This is a genomic window from Mesorhizobium sp. Root552 (assembly GCF_001427285.1).
Taxonomy (GTDB): Bacteria; Pseudomonadota; Alphaproteobacteria; order Rhizobiales; family Rhizobiaceae; genus Mesorhizobium.
In genome coordinates this window covers 184,473-209,815 of record NZ_LMFV01000056.1, presented here as the reverse complement: position 1 = coordinate 209,815, position 25,343 = coordinate 184,473, and the positions used below count along the sequence as shown (strand labels likewise).

26 protein-coding genes and 1 riboswitch are annotated in these 25,343 nt (G+C 58.9%); of the genes, 16 read left to right on the top strand and 10 right to left on the bottom strand.

The window, feature by feature from the left end; all coding sequences use genetic code 11:
- Positions 1 to 6: 6 nt before the first annotated feature.
- Together ASD50_RS18660 and ASD50_RS18655 are read left to right on the top strand one after the other, a co-directional pair.
- Complete coding sequence (locus ASD50_RS18660) at positions 7 to 1,110, top strand: FecCD family ABC transporter permease (protein WP_056244463.1); 1,104 nt, start codon at positions 7 to 9, stop codon at positions 1,108 to 1,110.
- A gap of 11 nt (positions 1,111 to 1,121) precedes the next feature.
- The gene (locus ASD50_RS18655) at positions 1,122 to 1,910 is read left to right on the top strand and encodes a heme ABC transporter ATP-binding protein (RefSeq protein ID WP_056244458.1); all 789 of its coding nucleotides are present in this window, start codon (positions 1,122 to 1,124) and stop codon (positions 1,908 to 1,910) included.
- Between the two features lie 65 nt (positions 1,911 to 1,975).
- On the opposite strand, the gene rirA is transcribed toward ASD50_RS18655, so the two are convergent.
- Positions 1,976 to 2,437: an iron-responsive transcriptional regulator RirA gene (gene rirA / locus ASD50_RS18650; RefSeq protein WP_056244819.1), complete on the bottom strand. Its 462-nt coding sequence runs from the start codon at positions 2,435 to 2,437 to the stop codon at positions 1,976 to 1,978.
- A 278-nt stretch (positions 2,438 to 2,715) separates the two neighbouring features.
- Here rirA and ASD50_RS18645 point away from each other — a divergent pair, with 278 nt between their 5' ends.
- Positions 2,716 to 3,267 (top strand): GNAT family N-acetyltransferase, encoded by a 552-nt coding sequence (locus tag ASD50_RS18645; protein WP_056244455.1) that lies wholly within the window; start codon positions 2,716 to 2,718, stop codon positions 3,265 to 3,267.
- A 78-nt stretch (positions 3,268 to 3,345) separates the two neighbouring features.
- Here the strand turns inward: ASD50_RS18645 and ASD50_RS18640 are convergent, their stop codons facing one another.
- Entirely contained in the window at positions 3,346 to 4,539 is a 1,194-nt protein-coding gene (locus tag ASD50_RS18640; RefSeq protein ID WP_056244817.1) for a hypothetical protein, read from the bottom strand.
- Positions 4,540 to 4,798: 259 nt separating this feature from the next.
- Between ASD50_RS18640 and parC the strand changes: the two genes are divergently transcribed.
- Both parC and ASD50_RS18630 read left to right on the top strand, forming a co-directional pair.
- Positions 4,799 to 7,057, top strand: a complete 2,259-nt coding sequence (parC, locus tag ASD50_RS18635) for a DNA topoisomerase IV subunit A (protein WP_056244452.1) — start codon at positions 4,799 to 4,801, stop codon at positions 7,055 to 7,057.
- A 172-nt stretch (positions 7,058 to 7,229) separates the two neighbouring features.
- Positions 7,230 to 8,414, top strand: a complete 1,185-nt coding sequence (locus ASD50_RS18630) for an AI-2E family transporter (RefSeq protein ID WP_056244814.1) — start codon at positions 7,230 to 7,232, stop codon at positions 8,412 to 8,414.
- On the opposite strand, the gene ASD50_RS18625 is transcribed toward ASD50_RS18630, so the two are convergent.
- The 8 genes from ASD50_RS18625 to hemB all read right to left on the bottom strand — a co-directional run bounded on the left by ASD50_RS18625 (position 8,402) and on the right by hemB (position 15,201).
- A complete protein-coding gene (locus ASD50_RS18625; protein WP_274533338.1) occupies positions 8,402 to 9,298 on the bottom strand; it encodes a DMT family transporter in 897 nt (298 codons plus the stop codon). The genes ASD50_RS18630 and ASD50_RS18625 overlap by 13 nt on opposite strands.
- A 106-nt stretch (positions 9,299 to 9,404) precedes the next feature.
- A complete protein-coding gene (locus ASD50_RS18620) occupies positions 9,405 to 10,157 on the bottom strand; it encodes an arginyltransferase (protein ID WP_056244444.1) in 753 nt (250 codons plus the stop codon).
- A 55-nt stretch (positions 10,158 to 10,212) separates the two neighbouring features.
- Positions 10,213 to 10,665, bottom strand: coding sequence for a fluoride efflux transporter CrcB (crcB, locus tag ASD50_RS18615; protein WP_056244441.1), 453 nt, complete (start codon positions 10,663 to 10,665; stop codon positions 10,213 to 10,215).
- Between the two features lie 81 nt (positions 10,666 to 10,746).
- Positions 10,747 to 10,808: riboswitch (Fluoride riboswitch) on the bottom strand.
- Between the two features lie 35 nt (positions 10,809 to 10,843).
- Positions 10,844 to 11,314 carry an RDD family protein gene (locus ASD50_RS18610; RefSeq protein ID WP_056244437.1) on the bottom strand — a complete coding sequence of 157 codons (471 nt, stop codon included), beginning with the start codon at positions 11,312 to 11,314 and terminating at the stop codon, positions 10,844 to 10,846.
- Positions 11,315 to 11,382: 68 nt separating this feature from the next.
- Positions 11,383 to 11,748: a DUF423 domain-containing protein gene (locus ASD50_RS18605; RefSeq protein WP_056244433.1), complete on the bottom strand. Its 366-nt coding sequence runs from the start codon at positions 11,746 to 11,748 to the stop codon at positions 11,383 to 11,385.
- A gap of 18 nt (positions 11,749 to 11,766) precedes the next feature.
- Positions 11,767 to 12,987: an MFS transporter gene (locus tag ASD50_RS18600; protein WP_056244430.1), complete on the bottom strand. Its 1,221-nt coding sequence runs from the start codon at positions 12,985 to 12,987 to the stop codon at positions 11,767 to 11,769.
- 12 nt (positions 12,988 to 12,999) lie between these two features.
- A complete protein-coding gene (locus ASD50_RS18595; protein ID WP_056244428.1) occupies positions 13,000 to 14,049 on the bottom strand; it encodes an aldo/keto reductase in 1,050 nt (349 codons plus the stop codon).
- A 120-nt stretch (positions 14,050 to 14,169) separates the two neighbouring features.
- Entirely contained in the window at positions 14,170 to 15,201 is a 1,032-nt protein-coding gene (gene hemB / locus ASD50_RS18590; RefSeq protein WP_056244424.1) for a porphobilinogen synthase, read from the bottom strand.
- 219 nt (positions 15,202 to 15,420) lie between these two features.
- On the opposite strand from hemB, the gene ASD50_RS18585 reads away from it, so the two are divergent.
- The 11 genes from ASD50_RS18585 to ASD50_RS18535 all read left to right on the top strand — a co-directional run bounded on the left by ASD50_RS18585 (position 15,421) and on the right by ASD50_RS18535 (position 25,270).
- Positions 15,421 to 16,464: an enoyl-CoA hydratase/isomerase family protein gene (locus ASD50_RS18585; protein ID WP_056244421.1), complete on the top strand. Its 1,044-nt coding sequence runs from the start codon at positions 15,421 to 15,423 to the stop codon at positions 16,462 to 16,464.
- Positions 16,461 to 16,883, top strand: coding sequence for a DUF6163 family protein (locus tag ASD50_RS18580; RefSeq protein ID WP_056244418.1), 423 nt, complete (start codon positions 16,461 to 16,463; stop codon positions 16,881 to 16,883). Before ASD50_RS18585 ends, ASD50_RS18580 begins: the two co-directional genes overlap by 4 nt.
- A gap of 201 nt (positions 16,884 to 17,084) precedes the next feature.
- The gene (gene ldtR, locus ASD50_RS18575; RefSeq protein ID WP_056244416.1) at positions 17,085 to 17,600 is read left to right on the top strand and encodes a transcriptional regulator LdtR; all 516 of its coding nucleotides are present in this window, start codon (positions 17,085 to 17,087) and stop codon (positions 17,598 to 17,600) included.
- 330 nt (positions 17,601 to 17,930) lie between these two features.
- Positions 17,931 to 19,184, top strand: a complete 1,254-nt coding sequence (locus ASD50_RS18570; protein WP_056244412.1) for a L,D-transpeptidase family protein — start codon at positions 17,931 to 17,933, stop codon at positions 19,182 to 19,184.
- 165 nt (positions 19,185 to 19,349) lie between these two features.
- Complete coding sequence (gene glyA, locus ASD50_RS18565; protein ID WP_056244409.1) at positions 19,350 to 20,663, top strand: serine hydroxymethyltransferase; 1,314 nt, start codon at positions 19,350 to 19,352, stop codon at positions 20,661 to 20,663.
- Positions 20,664 to 20,788: 125 nt separating this feature from the next.
- The gene (nrdR, locus tag ASD50_RS18560; protein ID WP_056244405.1) at positions 20,789 to 21,253 is read left to right on the top strand and encodes a transcriptional regulator NrdR; all 465 of its coding nucleotides are present in this window, start codon (positions 20,789 to 20,791) and stop codon (positions 21,251 to 21,253) included.
- 51 nt (positions 21,254 to 21,304) lie between these two features.
- Complete coding sequence (ribD, locus tag ASD50_RS18555) at positions 21,305 to 22,381, top strand: bifunctional diaminohydroxyphosphoribosylaminopyrimidine deaminase/5-amino-6-(5-phosphoribosylamino)uracil reductase RibD (protein WP_056244812.1); 1,077 nt, start codon at positions 21,305 to 21,307, stop codon at positions 22,379 to 22,381.
- Entirely contained in the window at positions 22,381 to 22,998 is a 618-nt protein-coding gene (locus ASD50_RS18550; protein ID WP_056244402.1) for a riboflavin synthase, read from the top strand. The genes ribD and ASD50_RS18550 overlap by 1 nt, the downstream gene beginning before the upstream one ends.
- 96 nt (positions 22,999 to 23,094) lie before the next feature.
- A complete protein-coding gene (locus tag ASD50_RS18545) occupies positions 23,095 to 23,550 on the top strand; it encodes a 6,7-dimethyl-8-ribityllumazine synthase (RefSeq protein ID WP_056244399.1) in 456 nt (151 codons plus the stop codon).
- A 5-nt stretch (positions 23,551 to 23,555) separates the two neighbouring features.
- Positions 23,556 to 24,062: a transcription antitermination factor NusB gene (gene nusB, locus ASD50_RS18540; protein ID WP_056244396.1), complete on the top strand. Its 507-nt coding sequence runs from the start codon at positions 23,556 to 23,558 to the stop codon at positions 24,060 to 24,062.
- Positions 24,059 to 25,270 (top strand): MFS transporter, encoded by a 1,212-nt coding sequence (locus ASD50_RS18535; protein ID WP_056244393.1) that lies wholly within the window; start codon positions 24,059 to 24,061, stop codon positions 25,268 to 25,270. Before nusB ends, ASD50_RS18535 begins: the two co-directional genes overlap by 4 nt.
- The last annotated feature ends 73 nt before the right edge of the window (positions 25,271 to 25,343 follow it).

Here is a 25,343-nt window from a genome sequence, read left to right as displayed (position 1 = left end):
CCAGAGATGGCCGATCAGACTGCCACCGGTATGCCGGGCACGTTGAGGTACGTGGTTGCGGGTGACCGTTCGTCACGCGCACGCCTTGTTATCGTTCTGCTTGGCTTGGGGCTTGTGTTGACCATGCTGCTCAGCCTCGCATCCGGCGCTTCTGATGCATCTGCGGTCAGCGTTGTGCGCAACTGGTTGTTTGGCGCAGCGGAAGGCACTGATGTACTAAGCATTCGTGACAACATCATTGTCTACGATATCCGTTTGCCGCGTGTTGTCCTTGGCGCGCTTGTCGGTGCGGCCCTGGCCGTATCAGGCGCCGTCATGCAGGGGTTGTTCCGCAACCCCTTGGCCGATCCCGGCCTGATAGGCGTTTCCGCGGGTGCCAGCCTTGGCGCTGTCGCAGTTATCGTGCTCGGTGGCACGATGCTTGCCCCCCTTACGGCGGTGTTCGGTACATTTACGTTGCCCCTGGCGGCATTCTTCGGCGGGCTTGTAACGACCCTGGTGCTTTATCAGGTTGCGACAAGACAGGGCCGAACTTCGGTAGCAACGATGCTTCTTGCTGGCATCGCACTTGCGGCTCTTGCGATGGCCTTGACCGGCGTTCTCATCTTCATGGCGGACGACCGCCAGTTGCGCGACCTGACGTTCTGGCAACTCGGTTCGCTGGCCGGCGCTACGTGGCAAAAGATAGGTGCTGTCGGGCCGGTAATCACCGCGGCAATGATTGCAGTGCCATTTTTGGCACGGGGCCTGAATGCGTTGGCGCTTGGCGAAGCGACGGCCAGCCATTTGGGCATATCTGTTCAGCGGTTGAAGTACATTGCCATTCTGAGCGTCTCGGCAGCGGTTGGCTCTGCGGTTGCAGTCAGTGGCGGCATCGGTTTCGTCGGTATCGTCGTGCCCCATCTTTTGCGTCTGCTGATCGGACCGGATAATCGCTATCTCTTGCCTGCATCCGCGCTGCTGGGGGCCGCTTTGTTGCTGTTGGCCGATTCCGTGGCGCGCACCATTGTCGCGCCTGCCGAACTGCCAATCGGCATTGTGACGGCATTGGCAGGTGCGCCGTTCTTCCTCTGGATCTTGCTGCGCAAGCGCGGCATCATTGATTTGTGAGCGAGCAGGAAATGATTGAAGCTCGTGGCGTGTCTGTGTCGATCGGCAGGAAGTGCATTGTCTCGGATATCGACTTCGAGGCGCGGCCGGGTGAAATCGCCACGATGGTCGGTCCGAACGGGTCGGGCAAGACGACCTTCCTGAAGGCGTTGTCGGGAGAATATGCTTATAGTGGCCGTATTGCCGTTAATGGCAGCGATCTGTCCACTTTGGCGCCGGCCGAAGCGGCTAGTCTGAGAGCGGTCTTGCCTCAGGCAACAAGCTTGTCCTTTCCGTTCACAGTTCGCGAGATCGTCAAGCTCGGCCTGGTTGGCGGACGTTCCGGTGTCTCACCCGGCGAGGCGGAGCGCCTGCCGGAACGGGCTCTGGCGAAGGTCGATCTGGAGGGTTTTGCCGGCCGCTTCTATCAGGAACTGTCAGGTGGCGAACAGCAGCGCGTGCAGCTTGCGCGCGTGCTTTGTCAGGTTTGGGCGCCGGTTATAGACGGCCAACCGCGGTATCTGTTTCTGGACGAGCCGGTATCCAGCCTCGACATAAAACACCAGTTGATCATCATGAACATCGCTCGCGATTTCGCCCAGCGCGGCGGTGGTGTCGTGGCCATCCTTCATGACCTCAACCTGACTGCGATGTTTGCTGATCGCATCTACGTGATGCACCGGGGCAACCTAGCTGCGGCCGGAACGCCGCGTGAGGTTCTCAAGGATACGTTGATCGAGCAGGTATTTGGTTGCCGGTTGCGGGTAGGAGCTTTGCCAGCCGGCAATGCTCCCTTCGTGTTGCCACAGTCCGCTCTCTAGCAAACTGACCAGGCGGGCCTAAGCGCTTCACGTGACATGGTTCGAACGCGAAGCAACCGGCAGAATTATGCCGCCGGCGCGCGCTGGTCGAGGTGATCGATGCCGAGTGCCATACGCATATTCGGGCGCGCCGCGATCAGGTCCGCGATGGTGTGACGCTCGAGCACGGCGAAGAACGCGCCAAGAGCCTCGCGCAGCGCCGAATTGAGGCCGCAACTGTCGATAAGCGGGCACTCTGCGGCGTCATTGTCGAAGCATTCGGCCATCGAAAAACTGTCTTCGGTGACACGAACCACATCAAACAAAGTGATCTTTTCAGCAGAGCGGCCAAGGCGCACGCCGCCATTGCGGCCGCGCACCGTTTCCACCAGCCCATTTTCGACCAGGGGCTGAAGGATCTTGAACAGGAACAATTCCGACACCGAATAGGCTGCGGCGATTTCCGGGATACGGCTCAACTTGTCCTTGTTGGTTCCGCAATACATCAGGATGCGCATAGCGTAGTTGGTCTGGCGCGTGAGCCGCATGGTCATTCCTCGCAAAACTGCTTGCCGGTATATGGGGTATACCTTGGAATAGTTCTAGACAAGCCAAAACGGGATAGATGAATTAATTTGTCACCTTATCCCGGAAGTTCTGGCCATCAAGCCCGGAATCCCAGCTTTGCGCGTTCCGCAACGTCATGTCAGTCATTCATTTCTGGCGAGGCATATATCGAGCCCGTCTCACTTGATATTTATGTTGCAATGCACAATATTTGTTTCGTCGAAAAGCGACTCGGGGAGGAACCCACGAGGAGTGCGACATGGAACAGGATCTTCAAAGAGCCGTTCCCTTGATGGGGACGATCCGTCAACTTAGACCCTCTGATCTCCCGCGTTTTCGGGCTCATCTTCTGAGGCTCGATCCAGAAAGCCGGCGCGACCGATTCAACGGCGTAACCGACAATACGTTTGTCGAAAACTACGCCAACCGTTCCTTTGCCTCCGGCACGACTGTCATCGGCTACGTCGAGCAGAACGAGGTTTTGGGCGCGGCTGAACTACATGAGCGTGCAGAAGAGACTGAGCCGACCGCAGAAATCGCCTTTAGCGTAGAGCGGCACTTGCAGGGCCGAGGCATTGGAGCGCGCTTGTTTGAGCGTTTGATCATGCAGGCGAGGGGGCTAGGCTATACCCAGTTGCGGGTTACCACCCACCCCCAGAACGCGGCAATGCGGGCCTTGGCCCGGCGCTACAACGCTACACTTGTGTTCGAGGACGGCGAGACAGTCGGTACGATCCATCTTGACCCGCTGATGCCGCTCGGTCTGATCGCTTCGGGTGCGGTACCCAAGCGGCCGCTTCGATTTGGTTGAACGGCTTGCCATTTGCCTCAAAAAAGAAGAGGCCGCGCAATTGCTCGCGCGGCCTCTGCACATTTCAAGCGCTCGAAGTTAGTTCTCGTTTGCCTTGACGGCCACGCCAAGTGTCTTGGTGAGATTGAGCGGATTGGACATCGCATCCGCCATGATCATCGCAAAAGGAACCGGGGAGGCTGGCTGCGCCGAGATCGCAATGCTTTTGGGATCGTCGAGATATTCGCTCACAGCGGTGGCAGCCTGTGCAGTCAATTCGGGGTTGTTGAGTTGAGCAAGGCCGAAAGGCACGATCACCTTTGCCTGGTTAGCGACATCCTTGGCTGACATGCCTTGCTGCTTGCCGAAATATTCCAGAAGCCGATTGGTCAGCGAATCGTCCTCGAAGCGGATCGACGCTCCATTGAAGGTCAACTGCTGCATCAGGCCGAGCATCGCCATACCTTGCGCGGACTTGTCAGCGCCCTCGGGCTGCGCAGCCATCTGTTTCTGCATATCCTGCAGGGACTTGATGAAATCGACGGTATAGCCGCTGAGGTCGAAGGTCATGCCGAACGTCCCGGCGTCATCGACTGTGATGTCATATTGCGAAAGCTTCATCTTGCCGTCGGTTGGCTGCCATGAGCCTGCAAGTCCCAAGCTGCCTGAGATTGTCTGGTAGCCGAGAGCGTCAATAACTTCGCGGGATTTCGGGTCCTCGACCACTGAGAGATCTCCGGTAAACTTTTCAGCCGACCCGGTGAACGCCATCGCCTCGCCATCGGCAGGCGGTGTTACTTTCACCGAAAAGTTTTCCATTGAAAACGCGGTCTTGTCGGCCACTTTGACGGAAAGGCTGGCAAGTTCGGCCGACTTGTAGATCATCATCGAAGCAAGCGGGTCCGTGCTGCCCTCGGCGGCAATCGTCATGTCGTGAATGATGAATGGGCTTACATCTACGGTAGCGCCATCCTCGCTTTTGGAGAACGCTTCCGTCGAAACCGTTTCGACCAGATAGCCGCCATCGGCCTCGCTGATTCCTTCCAGTGTGATATTGCCAATGGCCAGCCCTTCCTTTTCGGCAGCCGGCTTCACTGTCACGCCTTCAAGAACCATGCTGGACGCATCGCCCGAAATCCCGGTCCAGCTCATCTCCATGCCTTGATTTGAAAACAAAGCCTTAAGCCGTTCGGCAACCGCCGCCGTATCCTGGGCTAGAGCGGGGCTCAGCGTCATGCTGAACAGGAAGGTAGAGAAAGCCAGTTTCTGAAAAATCGTGCGGTGGATGATCATCGCGGGCTCCAAAAATGCCTGAGGCTGGTGGGATTTCTTCATCTCTCATTTCAGTCCGGAAAGAACTGGACCGGAGCAAGGCAGTCGCGTCACATTGGTCGAAATTCAAGAGAAAAGGCAATTGCCGCCACGCGACACCTTGCCTGTTGTTTAACAGGTCCTGACTTCCCTCCGAGCCTGTCTGTGGAAACCGGAGCGTGGATTTCACCGATTGCGTCTTGCCCTTGCCGCGAATCAGTGCCTCGGCTAGTCCAAACTCATGGGAAAGAGCCTTTTGCCGCCCGATAGTGGCGGCGGTGACAATATCGAACCGGTTGATCTGAAGAAGGCGCTGGAAGAGCGCTATCTCGCCTATGCGCTGTCGACCATCATGCATCGCGCCTTGCCGGACGTGCGCGACGGGCTGAAGCCGGTCCATCGGCGCATCATGCACGCCATGCGGCTCCTGCGCCTTAATCCGGATCAGGGTTTTGCCAAATGCGCCCGCATCGTCGGCGAGGTCATGGGCAAGTTCCATCCGCATGGCGACCAGTCGATCTACGACGCGCTGGTCAGGCTGGCGCAGGATTTTTCCATGCGCTACCCGCTGGTCGACGGGCAGGGCAACTTCGGCAATATCGATGGCGATAACGCCGCTGCCATGCGCTACACCGAAGCGCGCATGACCGACGTGGCCAGCGAATTGCTCGCAGGCATCACCGAAGACGCGGTTGACTACCGTCCGACCTACAATGAGGAGGACGAGGAGCCCGTTGTTCTGCCCGGCGCCTTTCCGAACCTGCTCGCCAACGGTTCATCCGGCATCGCCGTCGGCATGGCGACGTCGATCCCGCCGCACAATGCTGCGGAACTATGCGACGCTGCACTGCACCTGATCGACAATCCGGACGCAACCGACGAAAAGCTGATGGACTTTGTCCAGGGACCGGATTTCCCGACCGGTGGCATCGTCATCGACAGCCGCGCCGCCATCCTTGAAGCCTACAAGACAGGCCGCGGCAGCTTTCGCGTCAGGGCGAAATGGCAACAAGAGGACCAGGGCAGGGGAACCTGGGCGATCGCCGTCACCGAAATTCCCTATGGTGTCCAGAAGTCGCGCCTGATCGAGAAGATCGCCGAGCTGTTGATGGCGCGAAAGCTGCCCTTGCTCGATGATGTCCGCGACGAAAGCGCCGAAGACATCCGTATCGTTCTTGTTCCGAAGAGCCGCACGGTCGATCCGGGCATCCTGATGGAATCGCTGTTCAAGCTCACTGAGCTTGAAAGCCGTTTCTCGCTCAACATGAATGTTCTTTCGCGCGGCAGGGTGCCAAACGTCCTGTCGTTGAAAGACGTGCTCAAGGAATGGCTGGACCATCGCCGCGACGTGCTCATCCGCCGCTCGCGCCACCGCCTCGGTGAAATCGAACGGCGACTGGAAATCCTCGCCGGCTATCTCGTTGCTTATCTCAACATCGACGAGGTGATCAGGATCATCCGCGAGGAGGATGAGCCCAAGCCGGTGATGATGGCGCGCTGGTCGCTGACCGACACGCAGGCAGAAGCCATCCTCAACATGCGGCTGAGGGCGCTTCGCAAGCTGGAGGAGTTCGAGATCCGCAAGGAATTCGATGGTCTGTCCGCGGAGAAAAAGCAGATCGAGGCCCTGCTCGAATCTGAAGCCAAGCAGTGGAAGACGATTTCCTGGGAAATCCAGAAGATACGCCGCGATTTCGGTCCGGAAGAGAACAAGGAACTCGGGCCGCGCCGCACGAAGTTCGCCGAGGCGCCCGACCACGATCTTACCGATATCGCACAGGCGATGATCGAGAAGGAACCGGTCACGGTGGTCGTCTCCGAAAAGGGCTGGTTGCGGGCAATGAAAGGTCATCTGACCGATCATTCCCAATTGGGATTCAAGGAAGGCGACAGCCTCAAACTGGCTTTCCATGCACAAACCACGGACAAGATACTGGTCTTCACCACGGGCGGAAAATTCTACACTATCGGCGCTGATCGCTTGCCAGGCGGGCGCGGGCACGGTGAGCCGATCCGCATCATCGTCGATATGGAGAACGATCAGGACATCGTCACCGCCTTCGTGCATGAATCAAAGCGCAAGCTCCTGCTGGCTTCGCATCAGGGCAATGGCTTTGTGGTTATGGAAGACGAGGTCGTCGCCAACACCCGCAAAGGCAAGCAGGTCATGAACGTGAAGAGCCCGGACGAAGCCAAGTGCTGTATCCCGCTGGTCGGCGATCACCTCGCTATCGTTGGCGAGAACCGCAAGATGCTTGTTTTCCCGCTTGCAGAGATCCCGGAAATGGCGCGCGGCAAGGGCGTTCGCTTGCAGAAATACAAGGATGGCGGCGTGCTCGACCTGAAGACATTCGCCATTGAGACGGGACTCTCCTGGCAGGATTCAGCCGATCGAACCTTCACCAAGTCACCGGCCGAATTGACGGAATGGATTGGCGCGCGTGCGTCTGCCGGTCGTATGGTTCCAAAGGGGTTCCCGCGCACTGGCAAATTTGGTTGAGGCCATCTGAAGTCCAATTGCGCAATCGGGCAAACTTTCGTCAGGTTGGCTTGCTGTAACGATTGCTGCACAATGCCGGCGCATAGTGCATCAGACGGTCGACAGCGCGGGGTTGGAGATACAGCGTTTGAACGAACAGGAAAGTCACAAGAACAGGCGCGAATTGCGTCTGATGGGCCGTGCCGCACCCGTTCGGGCCGCGGTGGTTCAGCCTCTGTCGGCGGCGCGCTGGCTTCTTATCCTGATCGTTGCGGCGGGTGTCTATTTCTTCCACGGCTTTCTGGTGCCCGTGTTGGCGGCGCTCATCATCGCATTTGCCAGTTGGCCGCTCTATAGGCGGCTGCTGACGACAGTCGGTGGGAACCGTACGATAGCCGCCACCTGTGCGATCCTGCTGATCCTGACGTTCCTGATCGTGCCCATCGCCTTCGCCAGCACATATGCCTTCAACGAAATCCATGAATGGGTGGTGTGGGCTGTCGAGGCCAACAGGGTCGGCGCGCCGACGCCGCACTGGATCATGGCGCTACCGGTAGTCGGCGTGTGGCTCGATGAGCAGTGGACGCTCACCCTCAACCATCCCGGCGGTATCGGCGAATTGATCCAGTTGGTCAGCGGCGCCAATATTGGCAGCATCTATCGCGGTGTGGTCGCCGCTGGCGGTAGTGCCTTCAGCCTGCTGCTAGCGCTGCTTTTCATGCTGATTGCACTCTTTTTCACCTATCGGGATGGCGAGGCCTTTGCCGCCCAGATCGATCGGATCGGCGAGCGCATCCTACCGACCCGTTGGGAACGGATATCTCGTGTGGTGCCGGCAACGATCAGCTCGACGGTAACGGGCATGACGCTGATCGCAATAGGCGAGGGCGTGGTGCTCGGCATTGCCTATTGGTTGGCTGGCGTTCCTTCGCCGGTTACGCTTGGCGCCCTGACTGGGTTGATGGCCTTGATCCCGGGTGGTGCGCCGCTCTCGTTCACGCTTGTGTCGATGTATCTGGTTGCCAGTGGCTCTCCCGTTGCCGGTGTCGCATTGTTCATATGGGGAACCGTGGAGCTTTTCATCGTCGATAAGACATTGCGGCCGAAACTGGTCGGTGGACCCATCAAGCTCCCGTTCCTGCCGACATTTTTTGGTTTGGTTGGCGGGGTCAAGACGATGGGTTTTGTCGGTCTCTTCGTTGGGCCGGTTTTGATGGCGCTGCTGGTGGCGATCTGGCGCGAATGGCTGCACGAGACGGAAGCAACTGACGTTGTGCCGGTGTCGTCCGTGCTTGTCGAACAGCGCGAAACGACGCTGACAATCGAGGAAGAACAGACGTCGGAATTCCGCTCGTCGCGAACGACTCAAGCCGGGTGACGAACCACGGAAGCAGTTCGCCGCTTGCGCCCCTCGATCAACTGCCACGTTGAATGCGCAACAAGCGTGACGATCAGGATCGTTCCGCCGATCAGGCTGTTGCGTGTCGGCACTTCCATAAAGATCATCCAGACCCACACAGGCGCAAGCACGGTCTCGAGCAGGTAGAACATCGCCACTTCCGGACCTGAAATGTATTTTGGCCCGTTGGCGAGGCAAAAGAACGAGATCGGCATGACAACGGCGCCGTTGAAGATGATCCACCAGGGTTCGGTGATGTGAAAGCCGATGCCGGACACCATGTAGGCTGCCACTGCGAAAGGAAAAATCACGCCGACCAGTGCGGTGAAGCCCAGGTCCTTGCCGCTGGCGCGCGAAATCGTGATGGCGCAAGCGATGCAGAACGCCGAGGCCAGTGCCATCAGGTTGCCGAACAGGTTGCCGGTTCCAAGCGAACTGCTGACGATGATCATCACGCCGAATACCATCAAGGCCATCGCAACAAGTGTTACGGGGCGAGGCCGTTCGCGCAGGAAAAGCCAGGACAACAGTGCCGCAAACATCGTGTTGAAAGCGAGAATGAAGACGAGATCTGCGGTTGAAGTGTGAAACACCGCGGTAATGAAGGTGATGGATCCAATGCCGTAAAGCGTTGCGACTACCAGCCCGTCCCGTCCGGGTATGAGTTGCGGCGCCTTTGGTGTCAGCCAGCGCCAAAATGCCCATATCACGAGGGCGGCCAGGAAGGTCGTGCCGCTGCGAATGAGCAGAATTGACCATGCTTCACCATCGGCGAGGCGGATCAGCGGAATATCTATCGTCAAGGCCATGCCGCCTATGGCGGTCAAAATAAGGCCCTTGGTGTGGTGGTTTGTTTCTGGCAAGGCAAAGACCCCGTCTGGCGGATGAAGGGACATCCAGATTTAAAGGAAGAAACTCAGTCCCGCAGGACTATCGGCTGGCCGCTCTGCTCAAGCCTGATGCTCGTCGTCATGAACCCGAGTAACGCTCCCAGCCTTTTGGGCCTAGGTGTTCCTGTGGCTGGAAGCGCATCTTATAGTTCATCTTGCGCGAGCCATTGACCCAGTAGCCGAGATAGACATGGGGCAACCCCATCGCCTTGGCGCGGGTGATGTGATCAAGGATCATGAACGTGCCGAGGGAACGGCTGTCCAACTCGGGATTGAAGTAGGAATAGACCATCGACAGTCCATCAGCCATCTTGTCTGTCAATGCCACCGCGATCAGTTCGCCCTGACCCTTGCCGGTGATGAACGTATCCGGCCCGCGACGGCGATACTCGATGATCTTCGTATCGACGTGGGTATCTTCCACCATCATGGCGTAGTCCAGCACGGTCATGTCCGACATGCCGCCACGGCGGTGGCGGGCATCCAGATAGGCGCGAAACAAAGAATATTGCTCGGTCGATGGTTCCGCAGCCTGCATGACGCCGACGAGGTCGTCATTTTCTTGCATAACGCGGCGCATGTTGCGGCTCGGTACGAATTCCTGGGTAACAATGCGTACTGAGACACAGGCACGACAGGTTTCGCATGCGGGACGATAGGCAATGTTTTGCGAGCGTCGAAAGCCGCCTTGCGTCAGCAGGTCGTTCATCTCCGGAGCCTTGTCGCCGACGAGGTGGGTGAAAACCTTGCGCTCAAACTGACCATCGAGATACGGGCAGGGCGATGGCGCTGTCAGAAAGAACTGTGGCGACTGGGTCGGGTGGTGCGTCATTTAGCCAAAAAGTAACTCCACGACTCACTCTACCTTGGCGTGGTCTACAAAAAATTCAAGAGTTTTGCGGTGGTACAGGCCTACCTTCTTCTTCGATGGCAATCTGTGCAATGCGGACATCGCGATTGAAATGCGTTGCAATGAGGTGCCCAACGGCTACGGCGCAGACGCAAAGGACCACAGACGCAACAACATTTGCCGATGCACGCACCATCGCGCCGCTGCGCAGGAGATCCAACGTCTGCAGGCTGAACGAGGAAAAAGTGGTGAAGCCACCGCAAAGACCGATCATCACAAACAGGCGCACGTTTTCCGAAGCTGGGTAGCGCCCATCGGCCAGGGTCAGCGTGCCAAACAGGCCTATGAGAAAAGACCCGCCTACATTGATAAGAATGGTTCCCCACGGCAGCGTTCCCGAAATTGGCAAAGCCAGAATCGAGATCAGGTGACGAGCGAGACTGCCGATTGCACCGCCGATCATGACGGCAAGGCAGGTGGAAAAAGACATTTGATCATACCCTCCATGTGCGCGGGCATAAAAAAACCCGCTTGCGGCGGGATCCTGAAAACGCACCCCTACCGCGGTTTCGTTGCGGCAGGAGTCATCAGCCTTTGCGGGCGGTTTCGGGGAACTCCATCCCCATCAAGAACAAATTATGCGGCAGTGAAGCTTTACACAAGCCCGCTCAGCGGTCGGTGCGTGAAACCACTGTTCCAAGCAGCAGGTCGTGCAGCGTGCGCTTGCGGTCGGAAAACAGCGTAACCAGCAGGATCAGCGGTGTCAGGATGACATTGCCTGCCCAAAACAGCACCGAATGAACCACGGCGGTCAACCCGTCGATACGTCGGCCATCGAGCCGGTCGAGTCGTATGTTCATCAGCTTCATGCCGGTGGTCGCCTGATCGGCGCTGCCCAGCGTATTCCAGATGTAGAGGATAGCGACTGCCGGCACCAGAATGCCGAACAGTGCCCAGCCGATACCGAAGGTCAACAGGCCAAGCACAAGCACCAGTATGGCGAACGGGATCGTCAGCAGTCCGACGATGAGATAGTCGATCGCAAAAGCCAGAATGCGCCGCGTACGCACGCCATCATAGGCGCGCACATCATCGAGTTGATTTGTAATGATCTCACCGTCGAGAACGCGAGCGTTCATGGCTTTCCTCTCTTCTCGGCTTGTTCGACTGAGCCGATCATCGTCAGATGGGGAAGGCAGCCGCTATTTCAAGATTCGTCGGTTGGTGTTTCTTTCGTTGGGCGTTTCAGGGCTGACAAGGCGATTGCAAGCCACCCGGCAATGAGAAGCGTGCCGCCAACGGGCGCTGCGAACGGAAACAGCCGCGAGCCCACGAAGTCGCGCGCCAGCAGGTCGCCACTGAAAAAGACCAACCCGATCAGCAGCACGTAGCTTCCCGCGCGCAGAATGCGGTTCGTTTCAAACAGGCCGACCGCGAGGAAAACCGGCGCATGCATGAGCAGGAAAGATGCGGCCGTGCCGATGAATGCGCCGCCCCGATGCGATGCCATGGCTGACAGCACGACCCCTGCTGCCCCACAAAGCCCGGCTGCAAATACAAGTATGCGGTTCATTTCGGTATCTCCGCGAAGTCACTGATTGCGACGGGCTTGAGCCAGCCAGTTGTATGCTGCGCCAAGCGCCATCAGCACACTCGTTCCAAGGAAGACCGCCGGCATGCCGAAATGGCCGCCCACAAACCCGCCAAGCACCGGGCCCGCTACCTGGCCGACATATTGGGCGGAGATCGAATAGCCAAGCACATTCCCACCGACGCGGTCCGGCACGTTGTGGCGAATGACGCTGGTGATCGACGGCAAAAGGCCGCCAAGGGCAAGGCCCATGAGAAAGCGCAGCGCCACAAGTTGCCAGCTTTCGGTGACAAAAGCCTGCGGGACAAGCAAAAGCGCGGCAACCGCGAGCGCCACGGTGACGACGTTCCAATGGCCGACGCGGTCTGCAAGCCGGCCAAGTCGCGAAGCCGATACGATGCTGCCCAGCGCCGCGGCCGACATCACCACGCCCGCAACAAGCGTGACCCGGGTCTGGTCTTCGACCAGTTGCGCAACGTAGACCGTGATGATCGGCTCGATCGACATATTGGCGAACATCAACAGCATGCCGGTGAACAGCATCGCGATGACCGGCCGCTTGTCGGGAATGGCCTGCCACGCGCCTTCCGCCTTCGCCTTTGACCGGCTTGCCGTGTACCGCTCCTCCTTGATCAAGAGGCTCGTGGCGAGGAAGGCGAGGAAGATGACGCCGCCGCAAAGCAGGAACGTGGCGCGGATGCCGATCAGGGGCGGAAGCCCGCCGCCGATCAAGGGGCCGACCAGATTTCCCGCCATGATGCCCACCGAGAGAACGCCCAGCGCCCAGCCGGAGCGCTCCTTCGGGGTCTGCATGGCGACGAGGATCGTCGAGCCAGACGAGTAACCGCCGGCAAAGCCGACCAGCAACCGCAACAGCACCAGTTGCTCGACGCTTTGTACCATGCCCATCAACGACATGCAGACGGCCATGCCGAGGCTGGCGCGCACCAGCATCAGCTTGCGCCCGTAGCGGTCGCCGAGCCGGCCCCAAAGCGGCGCAACCAGTGCGGCGGCTAGAAAGGTCGCGCCGTAGGCGATGCCGGACCACTGGACGATCGCTGCATGGCCCTCGGCGCCGAGTTCTTGAACGTAGAGCGGAAGAAACGGCAGCAAAAGCGTCATCGCCACGATGGTGGTGAATGAGCCAAGGAAGCAGACGGCGAGATTTCGCCGCCAGTGGATGCTGTGCGCGTCGTCGGGGGCGCCGGTAGCGGTCGTCACGGGGAGCCGTTCTCAGCTTCGTGGGCTCGTGCGGTCCAGAACCAGATCCGCCTCGCCAAAGCTTCTGTGGGCGGTGGCCTGCTGGTGCCAGTACGGATAGATCACCGGGGGAAGGCTGACTGCATCCAGCTTCTTCTTCTCTTCCTCGCTCAGGACAAGGCTGGCCGCAGCTATATTGTCCTTGAACTGCGCTTCGTTTCTCCCGCCGATCACCAGCGTCGATATGGCCGGGCGCTGAAGCAGCCAAGCCAGCGCAATCTGCGCTGAAGAAACGTTGCGCTCCCTGGCAATGCCGTTGAGTGCATCGACGATGCGCCAAAGCCGGCCCTCGTCGCGGATCGGCGGTTCGTGCCACCCCGACAATTGCCGCGCAGTTTCCTGTTCACGACTGTACTTTCCCGACAAAAGGCCGCCGGCAAGTGGACTCCATACCATCACGCCAAGTCCCCGGTCGACAGAGATCGGCAGCAACTCGTATTCCGCTTCACGGGCTTCCAGCGTGTAGTGGATTTGCTGCGTCACGAAGCGTGGGTGGTTGTGCCGCTCGGCCACGCCGAGCGCCTTCATGATGTGCCAGCCGGAAAAATTGGAGCAGCCGACGTAGCGAACCTTGCCTTGCTCCACCAGCGTTTCGAGCGCGGCCATGGTTTCTTCAAGCGGCGTGCGGCCATCCCATTCATGCAGCAGATAGATGTCGATCACGTCGGTCTTGAGCCGCTTCAGGCTGCGCTCGCATTCGCGGATCAGGTGATGACGCGACAAGCCCTCGTCATTCGGGCCGGAGCCGATCTTCAGGCGCGCCTTGGAAGCTACCAGAACCTCGTTCTTGCGCTTGCCGCCCAGCACCTCGCCAATGATTTCCTCGGACAGTCCGTTGGAATAGACATTGGCCGTGTCGATCAGGTTGATGCCCGCATCGAGGCACAGGTCGAACAGCCGGCGGGCATCCGCGACATCGGTTTTGCCCACGGCGGCGAACTTGCCGGCGCCACCGAAGGTCATCGTGCCCATGGTCAGCGTCGAGATTTTCAGGCCTGAACGGCCGAGGTAGCGGTATTCCATTGGATATTCCTGACTGGTTCGTAAAATCGGCCATGCGTCGGATTTTCAAAAGCACGCCGATTGTGCCGGCATATCACATGCCGGTCTGCTCGTTCGAACACAACCCTGTCAGGAGCACGGCTATCGCTTCAGCATCTCCGCGACCGTCGGCGCGAAATAGGTGAGGATACCGTCGCAGCCCGCCCGCTTGAGCGCAAGCAGGCTTTCCAGCATTGCGCGCTCGCCGTCGATCCAGCCATTAGCCGCGGCCGCCTTTATCATCGAATACTCGCCCGACACTTGATAGGCGAAGGTAGGCATCGAAAACTGGTCTTTGAGCAGGCGCACGATGTCGAGATAGGGCAGGCCGGGCTTCACCATGATCATGTCGGCGCCCTCTAGAATGTCCTGCTCGGCCTCGCGCAGCGCCTCGGCGGAATTGGCATTGTTGATATAGTAGGTCTTCTTGTCGCCCTTGAGCAGGCCGGCGGTGCCGATCGCGTCGCGGTAGGGGCCATAAAATGCGGAATCGAATTTCGTCGCATAGGACATGATCGCCACGTCCTGGAACCCGTTGGCATCCAGCGCCGCGCGGATCATGCCGATGCGGCCGTCCATCATGTCTGACGGCGCAATGATGTCCGAGCCGGCGGCTGCCTGCAGCACTGCTGCCGCCGTGATCTGCTCCACGCTTTCGTCATTGGCAATGATGCCGTCGCGCAGGATGCCGTCATGGCCGTGGCTGGTGAACGGATCAAGCGCTGCATCGGTGATGATGCCGATCTCCGGTACCGCTGCCTTGATGGCGCGAGTGGTGCAGTTGATGAGATTGTCGGGGTCGAGGATGTGCGAGCCCGTATCGTCACGCAGGCTGAGGTCCACCTTGGGGAAAGTGGCGATGGCCGGGATGCCGAGCTTCGCGGCGCGTTCGGCTTCCTTGACGGCGATATCGACCGAATAGCGGAAGACGCCGGGCATCGCCTCGACGGGTTGGCGCACATTTTTACCTTCCACGACGAACATCGGCCAGATGAGGTCGTCCACGGTAAGGTGGTTTTCCTGCACCAGGCGACGCGACCATGCCGCCTTGCGCATGCGCCTCAGCCGACGGGAATTGGTGAGCTCGTCTACGCTTAGCGCGCCTGCCGCTCTGGTGGGTGCGAACCTGTTCATTTCCAAACTCCCCTCAAGCGACATTTGCTACGCTTGGGTCTGCTTCACATGTCGCAAAACGAGAACGGGATCGTATCTATTCCCGAATTGCGCCCGCAACGGCTTTTAGCATGAGGCGAGGCCTTCGACCAATGCGACATCGTTGTGTCGGCATTGACGCATCCATGCACCGCCCTTAGCACTTTTAGCCAAGTTTTGTTGGCAGGGGATTCTCGGCGTATGGATTTTGGCGGCGGCGATGAAATCCGTTTTGAGATCGAAGGATGCGCGGGGGTCGTTACGCTGAACCGGCCCAAGGCGCTCAACGCGGTCACGCACACGATGGTCCGTGCGCTCGCCGAAGCCCTGAAAGCATGGCACGACGATGATCGCGTTCGGCTTGTCGTGATCCGGGGCGAGGGCAGGGCTTTCTCGGCAGGCGGGGACATTCTTCAGGTCTACGAAGCCGGCAAGGCCGGAAAGCTTCCGGTCGAATTTTTCGCCGACGAATACAGGCTGAACGCCCTGATTGCCCGTTTCAGCAAGCCTTATGTCGCGCTTGTTGACGGTATTGTCATGGGCGGCGGCTTCGGCGTGTCCTTCCACGGCTCGCATCGTGTCCTGACTGAAAACGCGGTCTTCGCGATGCCGGAAGTCGGGATCGGCTTCTTCCCTGACGTCGGGGGCAGCCATATCCTGCCACGTCTTGCGGACAGTTTCGGCATGTATCTCGGCCTTACGGGAAACCGCATCAGATACGGCGACGCGCTGGCATGCGGACTGGCTACGCACACGATCAAGGCTGCGGAACAGGCGGAGTTCTTCAACGCACTGATCAAAACCGGCGAACCCGATCAGGTCTTGGCCCGTTTCCATATACGCGCTGCCGCTGAAACCGATGCAGCAACGCTTGCGTCCATCCACCGGCATTTCTCCGCCGGCTCGCTGGATGACATTCTGGCAAGCCTCAAACAGGCAGCCGCATCCGATGAATTCGCAGCCAAGACATTGAAAACGATCCTGTCGCGCTCGCCGACAAGCCTGAAAGTCGCCTGGCGGCAGATCAGGGCAGGGGCTCAACTGTCGATGGACGATTGCATGCGCATGGAGTTCCGCATCCTCAACCGCATGCTGGCTGGCCGGGATTTCTACGAAGGCATCCGTGCGGCTATTGTCGACAAGGGTTCGACGCCGGTATGGCAGCCGGCCAGCCTCGAGGCAGTCAGCGAAGAAGCGGTTGAAGCCTATTTCGTCCCGCTGGGCACGCGGGAATTGATCCTGTGAGCGACAGTGTTTCGAGACGGCCAGCACTTCAGCCGACCGCCACCGAAACCATATTCACATGGTTCATGCGCGTCGTTGCGGCCTACTGTCTTCTGTTTGGCGTACTCTACTGGATAAGGTTGATCGGGTTTTACCCTGGCACATTGTTCCGTTTCGACCTGATGCCCGTCCATTGGCAGATTGCCGCCTCAGCGCTTGCTGTGCTTTTTCCATTCGCCGCTGCCGGCCTTTGGATGCTTGCGCCCTGGGCGCCTGTTATCTGGTTTCTATGTGCTGCCGCAGAAACCGCGATGTACGTTGGCTTCCCGCAATACTTCGGCGAACGCTGGCCGATTGTATTCACGCATTGTGCCGTTGCGCTTGTCTACATTGCGCTGAGGCTGCTGATGCACATGCAAAGACGGCAGCAAACACGGTAGGTTGGGCGGTTGCCCGTTTAGTAAATGTTTAGGTTAACTTTCGGAATGGACGTGACCATTCATTAAGCCTCTTAGCGACCTGTTACCGGTAAGCTCTTGTTAGCCTTGGCGTTTAAGTCGAATTTTATGAGTATTCGATAGTGTCGGTCCCAAGGTGAGAAAAACAAAAAATCACCGGGCGACAAACGAGAGGCAAAGACAATGAACAACCCGCGTCCTGCGGCGAAGTCCGCAAACGTATCCGACGACCGCCGCGAGGCGATCCGCTCGCTTTACATGGAATCGCTCCAGCTCGTTGAGCGGTTGCACCGCCGTCTTCTTGACGTCATCAAGGATGAGTTCGACCGCAACGGCCGTTCCGACATCAACGCTATTCAGGCGCTGCTGCTTTTCAATATCGGCAACGCGGAATTGACGGCCGGCGAATTGCGCTCGCGTGGTTACTACCTCGGCTCCAACGTTTCCTACAATCTGAAGAAGCTGGTCGATCTCGGCTTCATCAACCACCAGCGCTCTCGCATCGATCGCCGCTCGGTCCGCGTCAGTCTGACGGACAAGGGTTCCGAAGTCGCGGAAGTCGTGGCTGGCCTTTACGAGCGTCATGTCGGTTCCATCGAACAGGTGGGCGGCATAAACACCGACGAATTCAAGCAGATGAACCGCGCGCTGCAACGCCTGGACAGGTTCTGGAACGACACCATCGCCTATCGCATGTGAGCGATCGCTGCGCCGGCAGGCGCGAGTTTGCGAGTCAAACAGGGCCGGTGCTCAAAAAGCACTGGCCTTGTTATTTGTGCCATTGCGGCTGGGTTGATTGGGCGCCGCGCCACGTTACCGCCATATTCAAATGAAAGCGAAAGACACGTAAGGTAGGGGCAGAGATGCTTCTGCTCGTCTGGAACCTGTTTCGGCGCGGTGCGTTTTTCACGCCGATGTGATGCCGGCATGGTTGGCGAATTGTTAAGTTCGGCCAGCATAGAGTGCCGGCCCGTATCGCCTGAACCTCGCATCGCCCGAAATTTGACTGGAAGAATGTCTGGAAAGCCCATGAAAACCAGCCGCCGTTTGTTTTTGTCCGGAGCTTCCGCGCTTGCAGCGTCTGTGATCGCGGGAGGGGCCAGCGCTCAAAACGTCGTTGACGATATCCTGAAGGCCGCCGGTCGCGGCAACTGGGACGATACCTTCGATGCGCGCGCCACAGGTCGCGGCAAGGTTGCTTCGACGCTGCCCATTTTCAGCCCGCAGACGATTTCCTACACGGAACAGGCAATCGCTCAATATCAAGACATCGTTTCACGCGGTGGTTGGGAGCAGGTGCCAGCAACCAAGAAGCTGAAGCTTGGTGTCATTGATCCCGACGTGGTTCCTCTGCGCAAGCGGCTGATGGTATCGGGCGACCTGCCTCAGAGTGCGGGTTTTTCGGAATCTTTCGATTCTTACGTGGATGCTGCCGTCAAGCGTTTCCAGGCGCGCCACGGCTTGCCGGAAGATGGCGTACTCGGCAAATATTCCTATCTGGCGATGAATGTTGCCGCCCAGACTCGTCTTGGGCAGTTGGAAACCAATCTTGGTCGTTTGCGTGAAAAGGTCGGGACGCTTGGCGACCGCTACGTTCTGGTCAATATTCCGGCAGCTCAGATCGAGGCGGTGGAAAACGGCCGCGTCGTGCTGCGCCACACCGCAATCGTCGGTAAAATCGATCGCCAGACCCCGATCGTCAATTCCAAGATCAACGAGATCATCGTCAACCCATATTGGAATGCGCCCGTCTCCATCGTGCGCAAGGACATCATTCCGTTGATGCGCAAGGATCCCGACTACCTCAAGAACAGCAATATCCGGCTTTTCGCTCCGGATGGCAGCGAGGTCGACCCGATGACTATCGATTGGTCGACGGAGGAAGCTGCAAAGTATCGCTTCCGTCAGGACCCGGGCACCGGCAATGCCATGGCTTCGGTGAAGATCAATTTCCCGAGCCCGGACGGCGTTTACATGCACGATACGCCGCAGCAGAGCCTGTTCGGCAAGCTGTTGCGTTTCGACTCTTCAGGCTGCGTGCGCGTCCAGAACGTGCGCGATCTGGTGACCTGGATTTTGCGTGACACTCCCGGCTGGGATCGCCAGCATTTCGAGGCGGCCATCAAGACAGGGGAGTCCCAACCGGTTGCAGTGACCAATCCCGTTCCCGTTCACTTCCTCTATGTGTCGGCATGGTCGACCGGGGATGGCGTGGCTCAGTTCCGTGACGACGTCTACGGCTGGGATGGCGTGGACGAGTTGCAGATCACGTCTTCGCTCTAGCCCTGGCTTCTATGGATTTGGAAAGGCCGTCCTCAGGGCGGCCTTTTTCATTGGCGGCGACGCATTGCCGCAATCGGACCAGCGAATTTCGCCTCGCGCACGTGGCGACCGCAAAGCAAGTATGTTAATGGCGCGCAGACCTTTGCAGCAAGGAAGTTTCACGCCATGGCAACACAGTCGGCCGCCTCCAGCCAACTCAATTCCTTCTTCGAAACGCCGCTCTCGGAAATCGATCCGGAGATCTTCGGCTCGATCCGCGACGAACTTGGTCGCCAGCGCCACGAAATCGAACTGATCGCTTCGGAAAACATCGTCTCGCGCGCCGTTCTGGAAGCGCAAGGCTCGATCATGACCAACAAATACGCTGAGGGTTATCCGGGCAAGCGCTACTATGGTGGATGCCAGTTTGTCGACGTTGCCGAGGAACTCGCCATTGAGCGCGCCAAGAAGCTGTTCAATTGCAACTTTGCCAATGTGCAGCCGAACTCGGGCAGCCAGATGAACCAGGCGGTCTTTCTCGCCTTGCTACAACCCGGCGATACCTTCATGGGCCTCGACCTGAATTCGGGCGGGCACCTTACCCACGGCTCGCCGGTCAACATGAGTGGCAAATGGTTCAAGGTCGTCTCCTACGGTGTGCGTAGCGACGACCACCTGCTCGACATGGACGAAATCGAAAAGAAAGCTCACGAGCACAAACCGAAACTGATCTTGGCTGGCGGCACCGCCTATTCGCGTATCTGGGACTGGAAGAGATTCCGCGAAATAGCTGATTCCATTGGTGCTTATCTGATGGTCGATATGGCGCATATCGCTGGCCTCGTCGCGGGCGGCGTGCATCCTTCGCCATTGCCGCACGCGCATGTGGTGACGACTACCACCCATAAATCGCTGCGCGGCCCCCGCGGCGGAATGATCCTCACCAATGACGAGGACATCGCCAAGAAGATGAATTCGGCTGTGTTTCCAGGCTTGCAGGGTGGTCCGCTGATGCATGTCATTGCGGCCAAGGCAGTGGCGCTTGGCGAAGCATTGAAGCCCAGCTTCAAGGTTTATGCTCAGAACGTTGCCGACAATGCCAAGGCTTTGGCAACCAGCTTAAAGGAAACTGGGCTCGACATCGTTTCGGGCGGTACGGACAACCATTTGATGCTGGTGGACCTGCGTCCGAAGAACGCCACTGGCAAACGCGCCGAAGCGGCTCTTGGTCGCGCCAATATCACGTGCAACAAGAACGGCATCCCCTTCGACCCCGAAAAGCCGTTTGTCACTTCGGGCGTTCGCCTCGGCACGCCGGCCGGGACGACACGTGGCTTCGGTCAGGCTGAATTCCGTGAAATCGGCAAACTCATTGCCGAGGTACTCGACGGACTGAAAGCCGCAAACTCTGACGAAGGCAATGCGGCAGTCGAGGCTGCAGTTCAGAAGAAGGTCGTCGCCATGACCGAGCGTTTCCCGCTATATCCCTACCTCGGGTAATTGGCGGGAATAGAAAATCGGGCGCAGCCTCGCTATCTGTGGGGAGCAGGGCTGCGCCGTCTTTGCCAAAGTGGCAAAACACTCTAGCCTTTCGCGCAATCAGAATCGCGTAGCAAAGGCCTCATATGCGCTGTCCCTATTGCCAGTCCGAAGATACGCAAGTGAAGGATTCCCGACCCGCGGAAGACGGTTCGGCTATCCGCCGGCGGCGGGTATGTCCTGACTGCGGCGGCCGCTTCACGACATTCGAAAGGGTTCAGTTGCGCGACCTTGTCGTGGTCAAGAAGTCCGGCCGCAAGGTGGCTTTCGATCGCGACAAGCTGTTGCGCTCGGTAGAGATTGCCGTTCGCAAGCGCAACGTTGATCCCGAACGTATCGACCGTGCCGTTACCGGTATCGTGCGCCAGCTTGAAAGTTCGGGGGAAACCGAGATCCCCTCCGCAGAGGTGGGCAGACTGGTCATGGAAGCCCTCAAGTCACTCGACGATGTTGCCTATGTCCGCTTCGCATCCGTCTATCGCAACTTCCGCGAGGCAAAGGACTTTCACGAAGTGCTCGGGGAGTTGAAGGGTGACGAGGAAGGCGGCTGAGTGGTGGAGGAGTCGGCAACGACCGCGCAGGAGAGGCTTGATCGCCGTTATATGGCGGCGGCACTTCGCTTGTCGCGGCGCAATGCCGGCCGTACCTCTACCAACCCGGCTGTCGGCACCATTCTCGTACGCGACGATGGTGCTGGCCCCATGATTGTCGGCACCGGCGTTACCGCAGTCGGCGGACGCCCCCATGCTGAAGCTGAAGCGCTGGCTCAGGCGGGGGAGCTGTCGCGCGGAGCCACGGCCTATGTAACGCTTGAGCCTTGCGCACATCATGGCCGCACGCCGCCATGTGCAAATGCTTTGGTAAACGCCGGAATCGTACGCGTGGTAGGTGCAGCCAGCGATCCGGATAGCCGTGTCTCTGGCAAAGGGTATGCGATCCTACGCGAAGCAGGCATAGAGGTGGTCGAACGCCTGCTCTCGGCACAGGCCTCCGATCAGATGGCCGGATATTTGATTCGATCATCGAGAAAGAGACCGGAAGTTATTCTAAAGCTTGCAATTTCGTCTGATGGAAAGATCGGCGCTGCCGGGCAGGGCCAGATCACCATCACAGGCGAAGCGGCCCGGCGTGAAGTGCATCTTATGCGAGCGGAGGCCGACGCTGTCCTGATCGGTATCGGCACGGCATTGGAGGACGACCCGGCGCTGACCGTTCGTCTGCCCGGCCTGGAGAACCGTTCACCGGCCCGCATCGTGCTTGATCGCGAAATACGCTTGCCGGAAACTTCGAAGCTGGTGGCTGATGCGGACCGCGTGCCGCTCTACATTGCTTCCGACACATCGGCTAATCCGCATCGCAAGGCGACGCTCGAGCGCCGTGGTGTGCGTTTCATCGGCACCGAACTCCATGACGGGCATATTGCGCTGCCGGAATTGATGGAGGATCTGGCTGCGCTGGGCATGGCCAGTGTCCTGGTCGAAGGCGGCGCCGCGGTTGCGAGTGCTTTCCTGGCGGACGGCCTGGCTGACCGTATCGTGCTGTTTTACGGACCTCGCGAGATCGGGCCGAACGGGATTGTGGCGCCGATCGATCCTGACCATATACCCCAGGGTTTCCACAAAATGCGTGAGATGCGTCTAGGCGAGGATAGCTACGCCGAGTGGGTAAGAGGCTACTGATGTTTACGGGTATCGTCACGGATGTAGGCACGGTTGCGGCGATCAAGCCTCTAAAGCAGGGCATCGGTCTGCGTATCGAAACGATCTACGATCCTGAAACCATCGCCATCGGCGCCTCGATTGCCTGCTCCGGCGTCTGTCTCACGGTTACCGCCTTGCCGGAAAAACAGGTAAACGAGCGTTGGTTCGAGGTCGAGGCATGGGAGGAGGCGCTGCGGCTGACGACTGCATCTGCTTGGGAATCCGGTAGCCGCATCAATCTTGAGCGTGCGCTGAAGATTGGCGACGAACTGGGCGGCCACATCGTTTCCGGTCACGTGGACGGCATGGCTGAGATCGTGGCGCGACAGGACGAGGGCGATGCGGTGCGATTTACCTTGGAAGCGCCGCGCGCGTTGGCCAAGTTTATAGCGCCCAAAGGGTCGATTGCCTTGGATGGCACTTCGCTCACCGTCAACAAGGTGGACGGCATACGTTTTGATGTACTTCTGATCCATCATTCGCTGACGGTCACCACTTGGGGTGAGCGCAAGGTTGGCGACAGTGTGAACCTGGAGGTCGACACCATGGCGCGCTATGCGGCACGGCTCGCGGAGGCCTCCGCACAGGGTCTGTAACAGCAACTTGGCGTGATTGCCTGATTGAAGGCCTCCAAGGCTTGCGGACGATCGCGCTTCGGCCTAATTGACCGGCTCCTCCGGAGACGCAAAGACATGGCCAAGGACAAGAAACTCAAGCTTCTGATTATCGAGGCGCGCTTCTATGACGAGCTCGCGGACGCACTGCTGGATGGCGCGAAGTCAGCGCTTGAGGAAGCCGGTGCCAAGTATGATGTCGTCACCGTTCCCGGTGCGCTGGAAATTCCAGCCGTGATCTCGTTTGCGCTTGATGCGGAAGCATCGGGCGGCAAAGGCTATGACGGCTATGTGGCGCTGGGCACCGTGATCCGCGGCGAGACGCATCATTTCGATATCGTCGCCAACGAATCGGCGCGCGCGCTGATGGACCTTTCCGTGCAGGAAGCGATTTGTGTCGGCAACGGCATTCTGACGACGGAGAACGAAGAGCAAGCGTGGGCGCGCGCCAAACGCAGCGAAGGCGACAAGGGTGGATTCGCAGCCCGCGCGGCTCTGACCATGATCTCCCTTCGCACGAAACTTGGAGCCTGAACGACGTGACTGATCCAACGGGCAGCGGCCAGCCGCCGGTACGACAAGCCAACAAGCGCGGCGCTGCTCGCCTTGCGGCAGTGCAGGCGCTTTACCAGATGGATGTCGCTGGTAGCGGATTGTTGGAAATCACTGCGGAGTATGAAGCCTTCAGGCTCGGCAAGGAGGTTGACGGCGCGCTCTATCGCGAGGCGGATGCGCAGTGGTTTCGCGGCATATTGGCTGGTGTCGTGGAAAACCAGAAGACGCTCGACCCAATTATCCGGCAGGCACTGACTGAAGATTGGCCGTTGTCACGCCTCGATTCTACGCTGCGCGCGATCCTGCGCGCAGGCACTTACGAATTGATGCGGCGAGAAGAAGTTCCTGTCGCCGTCATTGTCTCGGAATATATTGATATTGCCAAAGCGTTCTATGATGAGGACGAGCCAAAGCTCGTCAACGCGGTGTTGGATCGCGTGTCGCGCCGGGTGCGGGGCGAGGGACGGGGCAAAGGTAAGGAAATTTCATGACAATCGGGCACGCTGAGGCCGAGCGGGAAGCGCGGCGCACAGCCATTATTCTTGCGGCGGCGCAGGCAATCATTGGGTCGGCGGGGCCGATTTGTTTCGCGCTCGGCGCGCTTGCCGGGCACTACATGCTTGGTACGGATAAATCTTTGGCGACGGCCCCACTGACTGGATACAATGTCGGTGTGGCTCTGGGAGCTCTCCCGGCTGCGGCCATTATTCGCCGGCTCGGCCAGCGTGACGGCTTTTTGACCGGCACCGGCATCACCGCGTTGGGCGCACTGGCAGCGACGATTGCTTTGTTCCAATCCAGTTTCTGGGGGTTTGCTTTCGGCTTGCTGCTGGTCGGGACAGGCGGGGCATTCGTCCAGCAGTTCCGCTTCGCCGCAGCCGACAATGCGCCACCCGAATTCAAGGCGCGTGCCATTTCTTTCGTTCTGGCTGGCGGCGTTTTCACAGCAGTACTCGGCCCACAGGTCGTCATTTTCACCAAGGATCTTTTGGCTCCGGTCATGTTTGCTGGCGCATTCGCCGCACTCATCGTTCTCGCTGGCATTGGCGGCGTCATCCTTGCTTTTCTTCGCGCCGACTCCACCACAAAGACTGCAAGCGCAGCAGCGGATACAGGCCGCTCATTGAGCGAGATCGTCACCCAGCCGCGTTTTGCGGTTTCCCTGTTGTGTGCGGTCGGCTCCTATGCACTGATGACCTTCGTCATGACCGGCGCACCGCTCGCCATGGTCGGCTGCGGCTTTACCTCCGACGAGGCGACGCTTGGCATTTCCTGGCACGTCATGGCCATGTTTGCGCCGAGCTTCTTTACCGGCAGGCTGATCCATCGGTTCGGGGCTCCCACCATCGTTGCGGCGGGCTTTGCTTTGCTGATCGGCTGCGGTCTGGTGGCGTTGTCCGGCATCCAGCTCTGGCAATTCTGGGTCGCATTGATCCTGCTCGGGTTGGGATGGAATTTCGGTTTCATCGGCTCGACGGCAATGGTGGCCGATTGCTACCGGCCCGCAGAAAAGGGCAAGGCGCAAGGCTTCCACGATTTCGTGCTGTTCTCCAGCGTGGCCTTTGCTTCGCTGATGTCCGGCGCGGTCTACAATGCCTGGGGCTGGAACATGCTCGCATGGATTGTCTTGCCGATAGCGGTTCTCTGCCTTGTCTTGCTCGGCATGCTGCAGGTCAGCATCCGCAGGCAACTCGCCTGACCAAGGGTCTGCGGCCGTCGCCGCAGACCTCGCCACTTTCAATCGATAAAAATCAGTCGGCGGTGCGAAATGC